The organism is Natrinema saccharevitans, from assembly GCF_001953745.1.
GTDB classification, from domain to species: Archaea; Halobacteriota; Halobacteria; order Halobacteriales; family Natrialbaceae; genus Natrinema; species Natrinema saccharevitans.
In genome coordinates, this window is record NZ_LWLN01000001.1 from 2,465,320 (window position 1) to 2,481,188 (window position 15,869).

The 15,869-nt window shown below is 68.0% G+C and carries 12 protein-coding genes; 9 read left to right on the top strand and 3 right to left on the bottom strand.

Features of this window, described 5'->3' with window-relative positions:
* Window positions 1-108 precede the first annotated feature (108 nt).
* From A6E15_RS12530 to A6E15_RS12550, 5 genes are all read left to right on the top strand, one after another.
* Complete coding sequence (locus tag A6E15_RS12530) at window positions 109-414, top strand: DUF7518 family protein (RefSeq protein ID WP_076146664.1); 306 nt, start codon at window positions 109-111, stop codon at window positions 412-414.
* A 74-nt stretch (window positions 415-488) separates the two neighbouring features.
* The gene (gene smc, locus A6E15_RS12535) at window positions 489-4,079 is read left to right on the top strand and encodes a chromosome segregation protein SMC (RefSeq protein WP_076146665.1); all 3,591 of its coding nucleotides are present in this window, start codon (window positions 489-491) and stop codon (window positions 4,077-4,079) included.
* Complete coding sequence (locus A6E15_RS12540; RefSeq protein WP_175607254.1) at window positions 4,072-5,169, top strand: segregation and condensation protein A; 1,098 nt, start codon at window positions 4,072-4,074, stop codon at window positions 5,167-5,169. The genes smc and A6E15_RS12540 overlap by 8 nt, the downstream gene beginning before the upstream one ends.
* Before the next feature lie 87 nt (window positions 5,170-5,256).
* Window positions 5,257-5,874, top strand: a complete 618-nt coding sequence (locus tag A6E15_RS12545; RefSeq protein WP_245800573.1) for a hypothetical protein — start codon at window positions 5,257-5,259, stop codon at window positions 5,872-5,874.
* Window positions 5,875-6,065: 191 nt separating this feature from the next.
* Window positions 6,066-7,502 (top strand): MATE family efflux transporter, encoded by a 1,437-nt coding sequence (locus A6E15_RS12550; RefSeq protein WP_076146667.1) that lies wholly within the window; start codon window positions 6,066-6,068, stop codon window positions 7,500-7,502.
* A gap of 97 nt (window positions 7,503-7,599) precedes the next feature.
* On the opposite strand, the gene A6E15_RS12555 is transcribed toward A6E15_RS12550, so the two are convergent.
* On the bottom strand, window positions 7,600-8,298 hold the full coding sequence (locus A6E15_RS12555; RefSeq protein ID WP_076146669.1) for a phosphoribosyltransferase: 699 nt from the start codon (window positions 8,296-8,298) through the stop codon (window positions 7,600-7,602).
* Between the two features lie 229 nt (window positions 8,299-8,527).
* Here A6E15_RS12555 and thiC point away from each other — a divergent pair, with 229 nt between their 5' ends.
* From thiC to A6E15_RS12570, 3 genes are all read left to right on the top strand, one after another.
* A complete protein-coding gene (gene thiC, locus A6E15_RS12560) occupies window positions 8,528-9,973 on the top strand; it encodes a phosphomethylpyrimidine synthase ThiC (RefSeq protein WP_076146671.1) in 1,446 nt (481 codons plus the stop codon).
* Between the two features lie 74 nt (window positions 9,974-10,047).
* The gene (locus A6E15_RS12565; protein ID WP_076148335.1) at window positions 10,048-11,382 is read left to right on the top strand and encodes an alpha/beta hydrolase family protein; all 1,335 of its coding nucleotides are present in this window, start codon (window positions 10,048-10,050) and stop codon (window positions 11,380-11,382) included.
* Between the two features lie 48 nt (window positions 11,383-11,430).
* The gene (locus A6E15_RS12570) at window positions 11,431-12,330 is read left to right on the top strand and encodes a PhzF family phenazine biosynthesis protein (RefSeq protein WP_076146673.1); all 900 of its coding nucleotides are present in this window, start codon (window positions 11,431-11,433) and stop codon (window positions 12,328-12,330) included.
* Here the strand turns inward: A6E15_RS12570 and A6E15_RS12575 are convergent, their stop codons facing one another.
* Complete coding sequence (locus A6E15_RS12575; RefSeq protein ID WP_245800574.1) at window positions 12,331-12,966, bottom strand: hypothetical protein; 636 nt, start codon at window positions 12,964-12,966, stop codon at window positions 12,331-12,333.
* A gap of 219 nt (window positions 12,967-13,185) precedes the next feature.
* On the opposite strand from A6E15_RS12575, the gene ppsA reads away from it, so the two are divergent.
* A complete protein-coding gene (ppsA, locus tag A6E15_RS12580) occupies window positions 13,186-15,528 on the top strand; it encodes a phosphoenolpyruvate synthase (RefSeq protein ID WP_076146674.1) in 2,343 nt (780 codons plus the stop codon).
* Window positions 15,529-15,621: 93 nt separating this feature from the next.
* On the opposite strand, the gene A6E15_RS12585 is transcribed toward ppsA, so the two are convergent.
* Window positions 15,622-15,831: a hypothetical protein gene (locus tag A6E15_RS12585; protein WP_076146676.1), complete on the bottom strand. Its 210-nt coding sequence runs from the start codon at window positions 15,829-15,831 to the stop codon at window positions 15,622-15,624.
* Between the last annotated feature and the right edge of the window lie 38 nt (window positions 15,832-15,869).

Here is a 15,869-nt window from a genome sequence, read left to right on the forward strand (position 1 = left end):
CGTCGTCGGACCGAGGGGCGACCGGCCGCTTCTGGAGCCGACCCACATATAAGATTCTCTATGTGAGTCTGACGTACGTTTATGTGGCCGGCCGGACCCCTAGTTGATATGTCGAACGATCGCGTCGAGCAGCTCGAATCGACGGTCGCGGAACTCGAGTCGACGGTAGAGGGCCTGACGGACGAACTCATCGAGGCCAAGGAGCGGATTCGGGTCCTCGAGGCCGAACTCGACGCCGAGACGCCGACACGGGTCCCCGACCGCCGGGGCGACGAGGCGGGAGCGGCGACGAACGAGACGCCGGAGGCCGAGCCCGGCGAAGTCGCCGAGGCGGCGGCCGACGCCGAGGGCGACGGGGAGACGACCGAGGAGGAAGCGGAAGACTCAGGTAGCGACGACATCATCGTCGCGTAACTGCAACAGCGGCCGCGGTCGGGGGACACGGCGGCCTCCGGCGGCCGCGTGCGTGAGGAGGGCTCGGACAAAGAATGTACATCAAGTCGATCGTTCTCGATAATTTCAAGAGCTTCGGCCGAAAGACGAAGATCCCGTTCTACGAGGACTTCACGGTCGTGACCGGGCCCAACGGCTCCGGCAAGTCCAACATCATCGATGCCGTGTTGTTCGCGCTCGGGTTGGCCCGAACGCGGGGGATCCGTGCGGAGAAGTTGACCGATCTCATCTACAACCCCGGTCACGAAGACGGTGACGGCGGCTCCAGCGGCCCTCGGGAGGCGACCGTCGAGGTCGTCCTCGACAACGCCGACGGGACGCTGACCCGCTCGCAGGTCGTCAACGCCGCGGGCAGCGAGGATGTCGGCGACGTCGACGAGATCCGCATCCGTCGCCGGGTCAAAGAGACCGAGGACAACTACTACTCCTACTACTATCTCAACGACCGCTCGGTCAACCTCTCGGACATCCAGGACCTGCTGGCTCAGGCCGGAATTACTCCCGAGGGGTACAACGTCGTCATGCAGGGCGACGTCACCGAGATCATCAACATGACCCCCTACGCCCGCCGGGAGATCATCGACGAGATCGCGGGCGTCGCCGAGTTCGACGCGAAGAAAGAAGACGCCTTCGAGGAACTCGAGACGGTCCAAGAACGGATCGACGAGGCCGAACTCCGCATCGAGGAGAAACGCGACCGGCTCGAGCAACTCGCCGACGAGCGCCGCGAGGCGATGCGGTATCGTCGCCTGCGCCGCGAGAAAGAGGAGTACGAGGGCTACAAGAAAGCCAGCGAGCTCGAAGAGAAACGCGACGAACTCGAGTCGGTCGAGGGCAAGATCGACGACCGCGAGGACGAACTCCGGGAACGACAGCGCGAACTCGACGAACGCGAGGGGAAAGTCGTCCGGCTTCAGGAGGACCTCGAGGACATCAACGACGAGATCGAGCGCAAAGGCGAGGACGAACAGCTCCGGATCAAAAGCGAGATCGAGGAACTCAAAGGCGACATCTCGCGGCTCGAGGACAAGATCGAGTCCAGCGAGGCCGAGATCGAGGCCGCCGAGGCCGACCGCCGCGAGGCCTTCGTGGAGATCGACCGCAAGCAAGAGCAGATCGACGACCTCGAGGGCGAGATCCGGGAACACAAACTCGAGAAGGCCTCGATCAAGACCGAAATTCAGGAGCGCGAGGCCGAGCGCGACGACCTCGAGGCCGAGATCGAGGCCGTCGACACCGAGTTCGACGAACTCAAGGCCGATCTCGCCGACCGCAAGGACGATCTCGAGGCGGCCAAAACCGAGAAGAACGACCGCCAGCGCGAGCAGGACCGCCTGCTCGACGAGGCCCGGCGGCGCTCGACCACCATCGAGGAGACCGAGGAGACGATCGAGGAAAAGCGGGAGTCACTTCCCGAGATCGAGAACCAGCGGGCCGACTTAGAGCGGGAACTCGAGAAGGCCGAGCAGAACCGGGCGAACATCGCCGACGTCGTCGACGATCTGAAAGGCGAGAAGCGCCGGCTTCAGGAAGCCCTCGACGACCTCGACGACGAGATTCAGGCCAAACAACAGGAGTACGCCGAACTCGAGGCAAAGGCCGGCGAGAGCGGCGACTCCTCGTTCGGCCGCGCGGTGACGACGATCCTGAACGCGGGGATCGGCGGCGTCCACGGCGCGGTCGCCCAGCTCGGCACGGTGCCCGGCGAGTACGCGGTCGCCTGCGAGACCGCCGCCGGCGGGCGGCTGGCGAACGTGGTCGTCGACGACGACGTCGTCGGCCAGCAGTGTATCGAACACCTCAAATCGCGCAACGCCGGTCGGGCGACGTTCCTGCCGCTGACGGACATGAGCCAGCGCCGGCTGCCCAACGCCCCCAGCGATCCCGGCGTCGTGGACTTCGCGTACAACCTCGTCGACTTCGACGAGGAGTACGCCGGCGTCTTCTCCTACGTCCTCGGCGACACGCTGGTCGTCGAGGACATCGAGACCGCCCGCTCCTATATGGGCGACTACCGGATGGTCACCGTCGACGGCGACGTAGTCGAGAAAAGCGGCGCGATGACCGGCGGCTCCGGCGGCGGCTCCCGGTACTCCTTCACCGGCGGCGGCGAGGGCCAACTCGAGCGCGTCGCCAAACGGATCACCGAGCTCCAGGAGGAACGCGAGGAACTGCGCGAGGAACTGCGCGGCGTCGAGGAGCGACTCGACGACGCCCGCGACCGCAAGACCGACGCCGCCGACGAGGTGCGCTCGATCGAGGCCGAACTCGAGGGCCTCGACGAGAAACGCGAGCGGATCGAGGCCGAGATCGACGACCTCGAGGCCGAACTCGAAGAGTTACGCGAGGAGCGGGAGTCGGTCGACGAGCGGATGAACGAGATCTCGGCGACGATCGACGAAAAGACGGCCGCGATCGAGGAGATCGAGGCCGAGATCGACGACCTCGAGGCCGAACTCGCGGACTCGAAGATTCCCGAACTGACCGATCGGATCGAGGTTCTCGAGGCCGAGATCGACGAGCGCGAGGACCGAATCGCCGAGATCGACAGCGAGATCAACGAACTCGCCCTCGAGAAGGAGTACGCCGAGGACGCCATCGAGGACCGCCACGACGACATCGAGGCCGCCCAGAACCGCAAGGCCGACCACGAGGAGCGGATCGAGGAGTACGAGATCGACATCGAGGGCAAGCGCGAGGACCTCGAGGCCAAACGCGCGGCCGTCGCGGAACTCGAGGAGGAGCTGACGGAGCTGAAAGCCGAACGCAGCGATCGCAAGGAGGAACTTGCCGAGGCCCGGACCGAACGGGACAGGCAGCAGGATCGGGTCAACACCGTCGAGAGCAAGCTCGAGGACGCCCGCGAGCGGGCCGACGGCCTCGAGTGGGAGATCGAGTCGCTGGAATCGGCGGTCGGCGACTACGACCCCGAGGACGTGCCCGACCACGAGACCGTCCTCGAGACCATCGATCTCCTGCAGTCCGACATGGGCGCGATGGAGCCGGTCAACATGCTCGCGATCGAGGAGTACGACGAGGTGCGGTCGGCTCTCGACGACCTCGAGGAGGGCAGGGAGACGCTGGTCGAGGAGGCCGACGGTATCCGCGACCGGATCGAACAGTACGAGACCCAGAAGAAACGGACGTTCATGGACGCCTACGAGGCGATCGCCGGCCACTTCACCGAGATCTTCGAGCAGCTCTCGGAGGGGACCGGGAGCCTCCATCTCGAGGACGAAGACGACCCCTTCGACGGCGGGCTGACGATGAAGGCCCAGCCGGGGGACAAGCCCATTCAGCGACTGGACGCGATGTCCGGCGGCGAGAAGTCCCTGACCGCACTCGCGTTCATCTTCGCGATCCAGCGGCACAACCCGGCCCCGTTCTACGCGTTAGACGAGATCGACGCCTTCCTCGACGCGGTCAACGCCGAGCGGGTCGGCGAGATGGTCGAGGAACTGGCCGGCGAGGCGCAGTTCGTCGTCGTTTCCCACCGCTCGGCCATGCTCGATCGCTCCGAGCGGGCCATCGGCGTGACGATGCAACGGGACAACGTCAGCGCGGTGACCGGGATCGATCTCAGCGACGGCGGCGACGGCGGTGAGGAGGTGCCCGCGAGTGACTAGGGAGTCGCGAAGCGACTCCGGAGAGCCGAGCGGAGCGCGGCGCGACGCGCCGGGGAAAAGCGACGACGCCGATCGCGACGAGTTCTACACCGACGGCGGCGACGAGATCCCACTCGACATCGCGGGCCACGAGGACCGCGAGCGGCCAGGAAACGCGGACTCGAGTGGCGACGACGAGACGGACACCGGGAGCTACGCGCCCGAGACCAGTGACTCCGTCCTCGAGTTCTCCGAGGACGAGGTGGACGCGGAGGTCACCGGTGCCGCCGATGGGACGGACGACGAGGAGGTCGAACCCGTCGAACTGCTGGTCCAACTCGCCGAGGAGGGCGAGATCGACCCCTGGGACATCGACGTCGTCCGGGTCACCGACAAGTTCCTCGAGGCGATCGAGGACGCCGACCTCCGGACGTCGGGCCGGGCGCTGTTCTACGCGAGCGTCCTCCTGCGGCTGAAAAGCGACGAACTGTTCGCGACCGACGAACCCGAGGAAGAGGAGTTGCCGCCCTGGGAGGCACCGTTCGCCGACGACCCCGCGATGGACGCCGAGGGCGAGGCGGGCCACCCGACGGGGTTCGACCCCGTCGAGAGCCTCGAGGCGGAGATGGAACGACGCCTCGAGCGCAAACACGCCCGCGGGAAGCCCGAGACGCTGGACGAACTGGTCCGGGAGCTCCGGACCGCCGAGCGAGACACCTGGTGGAAGGAGTCACGCAGTTACGACACGAGCGACTCGCCGTCGGGGTACGATCGGGGGATGCAGGAGCTGGACTACCGCTCGGGCGACGATTTCCGGGTCGACGACGAGCCGACCAGCGACGACGTCACCCACACCACCCACGAGGAGGACATCGAGGCGGTCATCGACGACGTCGAGGGCGAACTCGAGACCCACTACGAGAACGGGCGCGAGGAGGTGCTGTTCGCCGAGATCGATTCGGTCGGCGGCTCGCGCGTGATGAGCTATCTGGCGCTGCTCTTTCTGGCTCATCGCGGTCGGGTGACCCTCGAGCAGGACGACCTGTTCGACGACCTCTGGGTCAAGGAGGCCGCGGTGGAAGCGGACGCGAGCGAGGCGATCGCCGACTGAGCGTCGGTCGGATCGAGACGGTGTCGAAGACGCCGAAATCGTCGTCGCCCACAAGCGTTTAGCCCGCGCCGCCGAAACCCAGGGTCGATGTCGACGAGGCCGGACGACGTGTTCTTTCGCCTGCGCGTCGAGACGTTCGCGCTGCTCCGGAAACTGCTGCCGGTCGCCTCGCTCGCGGGGGCGCTGGTCGGCCCGCTGTACCGGCTCGAGGCGTCGATCGCGATGTGGGTGTCGCCGGTACTGTTGCTGGGCGTGTTGGCCGGGATCCACCTCGTGAACGGCCTGCCGCTGTATCCGGCTCACATCTTCGGGATCGAGTACCGGTACGAGGACGAGTCGCTCCCGGACGGGCGACGCGACTGCGTTCGGTGTGGTGCGCTCGCGGAGACGGGGACCCACCGCCGGTACGCGCGGCAGGTCGTCGTCCTCGGGATTCCGCTGTACACCCTCGAGTGGGGAGCTAACGACTTCTGTGACGGCTGTTCCCCGGTGACCGGGGTCGCGGGTTCGACTACGGACAGAGCAGCGAGTCCGGCGTCGGCCGCGAACGGGTCGTCCAACACCGACGGCCCACGGAACCGGCAGGGATCGGCCGCCGAACACACCGACGAGGGCGACGACGGCCCCGAGCGGGCGCGACGGGTCGAACCGAACGACGAGACCACCGCGCTGGAACTCGGCCGCGCCTTCGATCGGTCGCGGTAGTTCCCGACTGGCGAGTCGACGCGCGTTCCGGTCGCCTCGAGGACCGCGTCCCGATCCGCCGCGGCGCTCTCGAGGACCGCCGCGAGCGTGACCTCGCCGTCCGCGTGATCGGTATCGGAAGCGCCGGTGTCAGTGGCCGTCGGTATCACATCTCAGGAGAGCCCAAGTGGAGCCGCCGCGAGGGGTCGAGTATGGCACTCGAGGGGCCGACCGACGGGACGCTCACGGAAGGGCCCCTCGTCCGGCCGATGGTCCGGCTTGCGTGGCCGCTGGTCGTCATCCAACTCCTGCAGGTCGCCTACAACGTCGGCGACACCTTCTGGCTGGGCGCGCTCTCCCCGGCGGCGGTCGGGGCGGTGAGCCTCGCTTTTCCCCTCCTCTTTCTGTTGATCGCGGTCGGCAGCGGGTTCACGACCGCCGGCGCGATCCTGGTCGCCCAGCACACCGGCGCGGAGAGCGACGAGACGGGTCTGATCGCCGGCCAGACGCTCTCGTTCGTCGCGCTGGTCGCCGTCGGCCTGAGCGCGCTCGGCTTTTTCGCGACCGGGCCGATGCTCGCGGTGCTGCCCGCCGACGCCGAGACGCGGGCCGTGATCCTGCCGCTGGCCGCCGACTATCTGCGGGTGTTCTTCCTCGGCCTTCCGTTCCTCTTTGGCTTCTTCGTCTTCGTCGCGCTCATGCGGGGCCACGGCAGCACCCGCGTCCCGATGCGGGTCATGCTCGTCAGCGTCGTTCTCAACCTCGCGCTCGATCCCCTGCTGATCTTCGGCGTCGGCCCGCTGCCCCGCCTCGAGGTGGTCGGTGCGGCGGTCGCGACGCTCGTCTCGCGGGGCCTCGCGACGGGGATCGGCTGCTACCTGCTGTACTACACCCCCGTGGGACCCGACGTCGAGTTGTCCCATCTCCGGCCGCGCCGGAAGTACGTCGCGCAGATCACGCGACTGGGCGTGCCGACGGCCCTCGAGCAGTCGATGACCGCGCTGGCGCTGGTCGCGATGACGGCGGTCGTCGTGACCTTCCCGCCGGCGGTCGTCGCGGCCTACGGGCTGGGCAACCGGCTGATCTCGCTTGCCTTCCTGCCGGCGCTGGGGCTCGGACAGGCGACTGACACGATCGTCGGGCAGAACCTCGGCGCGGGCGAACCGGATCGCGCGGCGCGGGCGGTCCGGCTCGCGGCGGGCGTGATCGCGGCAGTCATGCTCGCGGCGAGCGTCCTCGCGGTGGCCTTCCCGCGGCCGTTCGTCTCGGTGTTCGTCACGGCCGACGCGGCGGGGGCGGCCGCGACGATCGACTACGGCGTGGCCTACCTGCGGATCGCCGCGGTCGGCTTCGCGTTCATGGGCGTGTTGCAGGTCGTTCAGGGGGCGTTCCGCGGAGCGGGCAACACGAAGACGGCGCTCGCCTTCGCGGTGATCGGGCTGTGGCTGGTGCGCGTTCCGGTCACCTGCTATCTGGTCTTCGTCGCCGAGTGGGGGCCGACCGGCGTCTGGACCGGGATCCTCGTCGGCGACGTCGTCGGCGCGCTCGCGGCCGTCGCGTGGTTCGCTCGCGGCACCTGGAAAACGGCGCTCGTCGATCGCGAGGAGAAAGCGGAACGGTCGGCCGACTCGGAATCGACCGCCGAGTGAACCGGGGCTCGAGCAGCGTTACTCGCCGGCCAGCGCCCACCGGTCGTCCCCGGCCGACTCGGAATCGACCGCCGAGTGAACCGGGGCTCGAGCAGCGTTACTCGCCGGCCAGCGCCCACCGGTCGTCCCCGACCGACTCGAGGACCTCGCGGCGCTCCATCTCGGCGAGGACCTCGGGCAGGCGGTCGGGCTGGGCGATCTCCATCTCGATGCGTTCGATGCCGTGGTGGTCGGTCAGGGCGCGGCGGATCGCCTCGTCCGTGAACGTCTCGCGGTCGCTGGCCTCCATGGCGCCGGCGATCAGATCGACCATGTCCTCGATGAAGTTCCACGGGTAGACGACCCAGGTCCACTCCTCCAGGCGCTCGCCGACGTAGTCCGGCTGGAACTCGCTGGTGCCGAGCAACTGCAGCGTCGCGGTGCGGACCTCGCCGGCGTCGCGGTCGTCGACGTACTCGTAGGCGCGACTGATCGAGCCGCCGGTGTCGGCGATGTCGTCGATGATCAGCACGTCCTTGTCCTTGACGCTGCCTTCGGGCATCGGATAGCGGACGCTCGGCTCGTCGGACTTCTCGGCGGCACCGACGTAGTGTTCCATCTTCAGGCTCGTCAGGTCGTCGAGTCCGAGGAAGTCACAGAGACACCGGCCCGCGAACCAGCCGCCGCGAGCCAGTGCGACGACCACGTCGGGCTCGAACTCGTCGTCGCGCACGTCGTCGGCGACGTCCCGACACAGCCCGTAGATGTACTCCCAGTTGGTTATCGTACAGTCGAAGTCGTCCGGTAAGTCGGACATCTGATGGCCACCTACGCGGTGTCTCGCGCCCGCGCCCCTTAAGTCGGCTGAAACCGGTTTCGCGTCCAGATCGCGGAGCCGCGGCCCCGTGACCGGGGACCGCGTGAGCATCGTCCGAATCGAGGAACGCGATGGAATCGGCCCTCAGCGAGCGGGCTGCGACGGACGACCGCGCCGAGCAGTCGGGAGCGGGAGAGGTTTATAACCTAGTAGTACAACCTAGTTATCGATGCCGCAAACACAGATGCAGGCCGCCCGTAACGGGACGGTCACGCCCGAGATGGAGCGGGTCGCCGAGCGTGAGAACCGCGCTCCGGAGTACGTCCGCGAGCAAGTCGCCGCGGGACAGGCCGTCGTCCCGGCAAACCGACACCACGATGCCCTCGATCCGATGATCATCGGACGGGAGTTCGCGACGAAGGTCAACGCCAACATCGGCAACAGCGAGACGACGAGCGACCGCGAGACGGAACTCGAGAAGCTCCACACCGCGGTCCACTACGGCGCGGACACGGTGATGGATCTGGGCACCGGAAGCGATCTCGACGAGATCCGCGAGGCGCACGTCGAGCACTCGCCCGTGCCGATCGGGACGGTACCGCTGTACGAGGCGGTCAAGCGAGCGGGCAGCCCCGAGGCCATGACGAAGGACCTGCTGCTCGAGATCATCGAGAAACAGGCCGAACAGGGCGTCGACTACATGACGATCCACGCGGGGATCCTCGCCGAACACCTGCCGTTGACCGACGGCCGGACGACGGGAATCGTCTCGCGGGGCGGTTCGATCGTGGCAACGTGGATGGAGGAGAACGGCGAGCAGAACCCGCTGTATCAGATCTTCCCCGAGATCTGCGAGATTTTCGCCGAACACGACGTCACGTTCAGCCTCGGCGACAGCCTCCGACCGGGTTCGCTGGCCGACGCCTGCGACGAGGCTCAGTACGCCGAACTCGACACGCTGGGCGAGCTGACCCGCGTCGGCTGGGATCACGGCGTGCAGGTGATGGTCGAAGGGCCAGGCCACGTCCCGATGCACAAGGTAGCGGAGACCGTCGAGCGCCAGCAGGAGGTCTGTAACGGCGCGCCCTTTTACGTCCTCGGCCCGCTGGTCACCGACGTCGCGCCGGGCTACGATCACATCACGAGCGCCATCGGTGCCGCCATGGCCGCGCGAGCGGGGGCGGCGATGCTGTGTTACGTCACCCCCAAGGAACACCTCGGCCTCCCCGAGGAGAGTGACGTCCGCGACGGCCTCGCGGCCTACCGGATCGCCGCCCACGCCGCCGACGTGGGCAACGAGCGGCCGGGCGCGCGCGACTGGGACGACGCGCTCTCGGAGGCGCGCTACGCGTTCGAGTGGCGCGAGCAGTTCGACCTCGCGCTCGACCCCGACCGCGCTCGCTCCTTTCACGACCAGACCCTGCCCGGTGACAACTACAAGGAAGCTCGCTTTTGCTCGATGTGCGGCGCGGAGTTCTGTTCGATGCGAATCGACCAGGATGCGCGCGAGGACGGCGAGATGGCGGCCATCGAGGCCGAGGACGGCACCGACCTCGAGGCGTCGCCGGCCGCCGAGGTCAACCGTCCGCCCGTGGGGACCCATCGATCGGGCGACCTGCCGCCGACGGCCGATCACGGGGGCGACGAGCCGCTCGAGGAGCCGGGCGACGACTGACCGATCGAGTCCCGTTACAGTCACGGAGAATCGACAGTGTGCTTATCCGACGGACTGTGGTCGGTTCGGTATCGATGGCACCCCGACGGCGGACCCTACTGGCGGCGGTATCGACTGCGACAGCGTCGGCGGTGGCCGGCTGTGCCGGCTTCCTCGCCGACGAGACGGACGACGACAGGGACGATCCGACGGCCGCGACCGACGTCGCGACGGCGCTCGTGGAGGACCTCGGGAACGAGCGGTTCGAGCGGGCAAGCGAGCGGTTCCGGTCGAACCAGCGCTCGAGATACGGCGATCCCGGTCGCCTCGAGCGGCTCTGGCTGGCGCTGACGACGACCAGTGGTTCGTTCGAGGAGATCCTCGAGACGTCGGTGACGGAGGAACAGCAGCTGCGAGCGGTCGAGGTGACGGCGGCGTTCGAGCGCGGCGACCACGACTGTACCGTCGTCGTCGACGGCGAGACGCAGGTGCGAAATTGCGGACTCAGCGACGAGTACGAGCGGCCGTCGTACGTCGATCCGGACGCGATAACGACGCAGTCGGTGACTCTCTCGGTGCCCGACTGCTCGCTGCCGGGAACGGTGACGACGCCCGCGGAGGGCGACGACGTCCCGGGGGTCGTCCTCGTCCACGACGACGGTCCGATGACGGCTGATACCCCCCGCGGCGGTACCAAGACGTTCGCCGATCTGGCCGAGGGGCTCGCGACGGACGGGGTCGCGACGCTGCGATACGACAAGCGCGTCCCGGCCTGTGAGGTCGCGCCCGAGGAGTACACCCTCGATCGCGTCACCGTCGACGACGCCGCGGTCGCGATCGACCGACTCCGGAACGTCGACGGCGTCGACCCGAATCGGATCGTCGTCGTCGGCCACGGACTCGGCGGCCGGGCCGCCCCGCGAATCGCAAATCGAGACGGGGGCCTGGCCGGCGTCGTCGGGCTCGCAGCGCCGGCGCGGCCCTATCCCGATTTCACGTTCGCCCAACTCGAACACAAGGTTTCGGTCGGGACTCACGAGTGGGCGGACCTGACGGCCACCTACGAGACCTGGCGCGACGAGATCGACCGGGTCCGATCCGGCGAGTACGAACCCGCCGAACGACTCCTCGGCAAACCCGGTGCGTTCTGGGACAGCGTCGGCGGCTACGATCACCTCGAGACCGCGGCCGAGACCGACGTCCCGGTCCTGCTGTGTCAGGGCGAGCGCGACTTTCAGGTGTCCGCGTCCGACGACCTCGAACGGTGGGACGGGGGGTTCGCGGGCGCGACCACCGTCGAGACCTACGCGGACTGCAATCACCTGTTCATGCCCGGCGAGGGCGAGTCGGTGGCGGTCGCCTACGCCGTCCGGAACAACGTCGACGAAGCGGTTGTCGACGACATCGCGGCGTGGGTGCGCGGTCTGTAGCCGCCGCGGGTCCGAGGATTCATACGCCGCTCGCCCGATCCACGTCGTATGGAGACGACGCGAGTCTTGCAGGTCGATGCTTTCACCGACGAACCGCACGCGGGGAACCCGGCCGGCGTCGTCCCCGACGCCGACGGGCTCTCGGCCGACCAGATGGGGGCGATCGCCGCGGAGATGGCCGTCAGCGAGACCGCCTTCCTGCGCTCGAGCGAGACCGCCGACCGTCGAATCCGGTACTTCACGCCGACACAGGAGGTCGATCTCTGCGGCCACGCGACTATCGGAACGTTTGCACACCTCTACGACGAGGGGCTCGAGCCCGGCACGACGACCCTCGAGACGAACGTCGGGACTCTCGATATCGACCTCGACGAGGACGGCACGGTCTGGATGCGACAGGACGCGCCGACGATCCGCGAGGTCGGCGTGGGATACGAACGGGTAGCCGACGCGCTCGGCGTCGATCGGGCCGCGCTCGAGGGGGCGAGCGCCGACATCCCGCTCGCGGTCGCCTCGACCGGGCTCGCGTTCCTGATCGTCCCGATCACGTACCTCTCGGACGTCGGGGACGCGGAACCCGACATGGCCGCGATCGAGGCGTTGACCGACGAGGTCGACGCGACCGGCGTCTATCTCTTTACCTTCGACGCGCTCGAGCCCGAATCGACGCTGCACGGCCGCATGTTCGCGCCGGGGGCCGGCGTCCCGGAGGACCCGGTCACGGGCACCGCCAGCGGGGCCGTCGCCGCCTACCTCGATCGGTTCGGTGCGTTCGACGACGACCTCCCCGACGAACTTCGCCTCGAGCAGGGTCACTACGTCGACCGGCCCGGCACGGTCCGCGTGCGGCTCGCGGACGACGTGCAGGTGGGGGGCCGGGGCGTGACCGTCCTCGACGGCTCGATCGCCGTTCCCGACGCGGAGGAAGACGACATCCTCGAGGCCTGATCAGGCCAGCGGATCGTCCGCGTCGTCGCCGGGTCCGTCCGCTGGCTCGTCGTCGTCGAACTCCGTCGCGGACCGGTCGTTCGCAGGGCCATCGTCCGTGGACTCCGTTCCCGAGCCGTCGGACGGGCTCGACGGCGGCGGGTTCGTCTCAACGGCCGCCGACTCCAGTTCCGAGGGCCGGTCCGTCTCGCCCTCGAGGCGGTCGGTCTCGTCGAACGTCGCCGTGTGGTCCCCCTCCGCCTCGAGGGCCCGAACGGCGCGTTTCGTCTCGGCGAGGTCGTCCTCGAGGTCCGAGAGGCGGTCGTCGAGCCCGTCCCGTACCTCGCTTGCGATCTTCGTCGTCTCGAGTTGCCGGCCGGCGGCCCGACCCGCAGCACGGGGCAGGGTCACGAACAGCGCGTAGGTCTTGCCGAGTTGCCAGACGACGATCCCCGCGGCCGCGAACAGCAGGGTGATGACCGGGTCGGACTGCGCGACGGCGGATTCGAAGTTTCGCGGGTCGGTAAACAGCGTCGTCACGGCGTTGCTGAACCCGACGACGAGCCCGACGCCGACGAGTGCCAGTCCAAGCACCAGCGAGCCGACACTGATCCCCCGGTACACGATCGTCCACTTGAACGAGTTTCGAAGCCCCATATCGGGGACAGTTACCGAAGTTGTATAACCGCTGTGGCAGGACTGTCCCGAGCGTCGACTGTATCCGCAGTCGGGCCGCCAATCGCGTGTCTCCCCGTCTCTCGTGACTCCTGACCGCCGCTCGAGCGACCGTCCCGGAAATTACCTCGCGGGCGAGTTCCGATCCGGAGCGACTGTTCGCAACCTTCTTTATCGGTTCCGGCGAGTGACTCACTAGAGATGGCTGTACTCTGGCTGGACGAGATCAGTGCCGGCGACCTCGAGAAGGTCGGCGGTAAAGGTGCTTCCCTGGGCGAGCTGACGGGTGCGGGGCTGCCCGTTCCGCCGGGATTCGTCGTAACTGCCGGGACCTATCGATCGTTCATCGAAGAGGCCGAAATCGACGAGGAACTGTTCGCAGCCGTCGACGTCGACGTCGACGACTCCAGTGCGCTGGCCGAGGCCGCCGACCGCGCACAGGAACTCATTCTCGAGACCCCCTTCCCCGACGAGCTTCGCGAGGAGATCCTCGCGAGCTACGCGGAGGTCGGCGACGGCGAGGCCTTCGTCGCCGTCCGGTCTTCGGCGACGGCCGAAGACCTGCCCGACGCCTCCTTCGCCGGCCAGCAGGAGACGTTCCTCAACGTTACCGAGGAGGCCCTGCTCGATCGGGTCCGGGAGTGTTGGGCCTCGCTCTTTACCCAGCGAGCGATCTACTACCGCCAGGAGCAGGGCTTCGACCACTCGGCGGTCAACATCGCCGTCGTCGTCCAGCAGATGGTCGACGCCGAGAAGTCCGGCGTGATGTTCACGAGCCACCCCTCGACTGGCGACCCGACGATGATCATCGAGGCCGCGTGGGGGCTCGGCGAGGCCGTCGTCTCCGGCGCCGTCTCGCCGGACAACTACGTCGTCGACCGCGAGGACCGCGACGTCGACGTCACCGTCGCCGAAAAGAAGGTCAAACACGAGAAAGACGAGGCGACCGGCGAGACCGTCGAGCGCGAGGTGCCCCAGGACAAACGCAACGAGCGAGTGCTTTCCGACGACGAGATCGACGCGCTGATGGACTTAGGCGAGCGCGTCGAGGACCACTACGGCGAGCCCCAGGACGTCGAGTGGGCCATCGTCGGCGGCGACGTCTACATGCTTCAGTCCCGGCCGATCACGACCATCGACGAGAGCGGCAGCGACGCCGCCGACGCGACCGGCAGCGTCGACGCCGCGGCCGGACTGACCGACGGCAGCGGGAGCGTCGGGAGCGCGGAGGCTGCAGGCGGCGACTCGGGCACGAGTCCCGACGACTCGGGCGAGGTGCTGGTCGACGGGCTCGGCTCGAGTCCGGGCACGGTCAGCGGACCCGCGAAGATCGTCACCAAGCTCGACGACCTGGCGAAGGTCGGCGAGGGCGATATCATCGTCACCGAGATGACGATGCCCGACATGGTACCCGCGATGAAGCGGGCCTCGGGGATCATCACCGACGAGGGCGGCATGACCAGCCACGCCGCCATCGTTTCGCGCGAACTGGGCGTGCCCGCCATCGTCGGCACGACCAACGCCACGACCGTCCTCGAGGACGGCCAGGTCGTCACCCTCGACGGCGACAAGGGCTCGGTCCTCGAGGGCTCGACGGTCGAACCCGACGAGGAGACCGAACCGGTCGAGGAGGTCCGCCCGCAGTCGCCGGTCAAGCCGATGACCGCGACCGAGGTGAAGGTCAACGTCTCGATCCCGGAAGCGGCCGAACGCGCGGCCGCGACGGGTGCCGACGGCGTCGGCCTCCTCCGGACGGAACACATGATCCTCTCGCTGAACCAGACCCCCGAGAAGTTCATCGCGGAAAACGGCACGGACGCCTACACGAAGGAACTCGTCGACGGGATCCGCGGCGTCGCAGACGAGTTCTACCCTCGTCCCGTCCGCGTGCGAACGCTGGACGCCCCCACCGACGAGTTCCGCCAGCTCGAGGGCGGGGCCGACGAGCCCGACGAACACAACCCGATGCTTGGGTATCGAGGCATCCGGCGCTCGCTCGATCGACCCGACGTCTTCGCCCACGAACTCGAGGCGTTCCGGCGGCTCTACGAGATGGGCTACGACAACGTCGAGATCATGCTGCCGCTGGTCAACGACGCCGAAGACGTCTATCGGGCCAAAGCGTGCATGAAAGAGGCCGGCATCGACCCCGAGAAGCGCAAGTGGGGGGCGATGATCGAGACGCCGGCGGCCGCGCTGTCGGTCGAGGAACTGGCCGAGGCCGGCATCGACTTCGCCTCCTTCGGGACGAACGACCTCACTCAGTACACGCTGGCGGTCGACCGCAACAACGAGAACGTCGCCGACCGATTCGACGAACTCCACCCTGCAGTGTTGCGCCTGATCGGCGACGTCATCGAGACCTGCCGCGAACACGGCGTCGACACGAGCATCTGCGGGCAGGCCGGCTCCAAGCCCGAGATGGTCAAGTTCCTCGCCAACGAGGGAATCACGTCGATCTCCGCGAACATCGACGCCGTCCGCGACGTCCAACACGAGGTCAAACGCGTCGAACAGAAACTCCTGCTCGATTCGGTCCGCTAACGGCCGCGGGCTTCCGAGTATCGCTGATCATCTGCCGTTCGCGCCGCGAGCAGCCGCTCTAGCGACGCCACCAGCAGCCACCGACGGCCGTCGTCACCACGAGTACGCCTGCCCCGCGACGACGAAAAACCCGAGGCCGACGCCGAGGGCTGCGACCGCGATCGCGGTCCCTAGAAGCCGAACCAGATCCGTCAGCAGCGTCGGGTACTCCGGCTGGGGCTCGAGGTTCGCGACGAGGACCGAGACGAACGCGCCGACTCCGAGGCCACACAGGCCGGCGATCGCCGGGCCGAGCCAGCTCATAGGCTCGGTGGGGCGGCCGGCGACCTATAGCCTGTGGC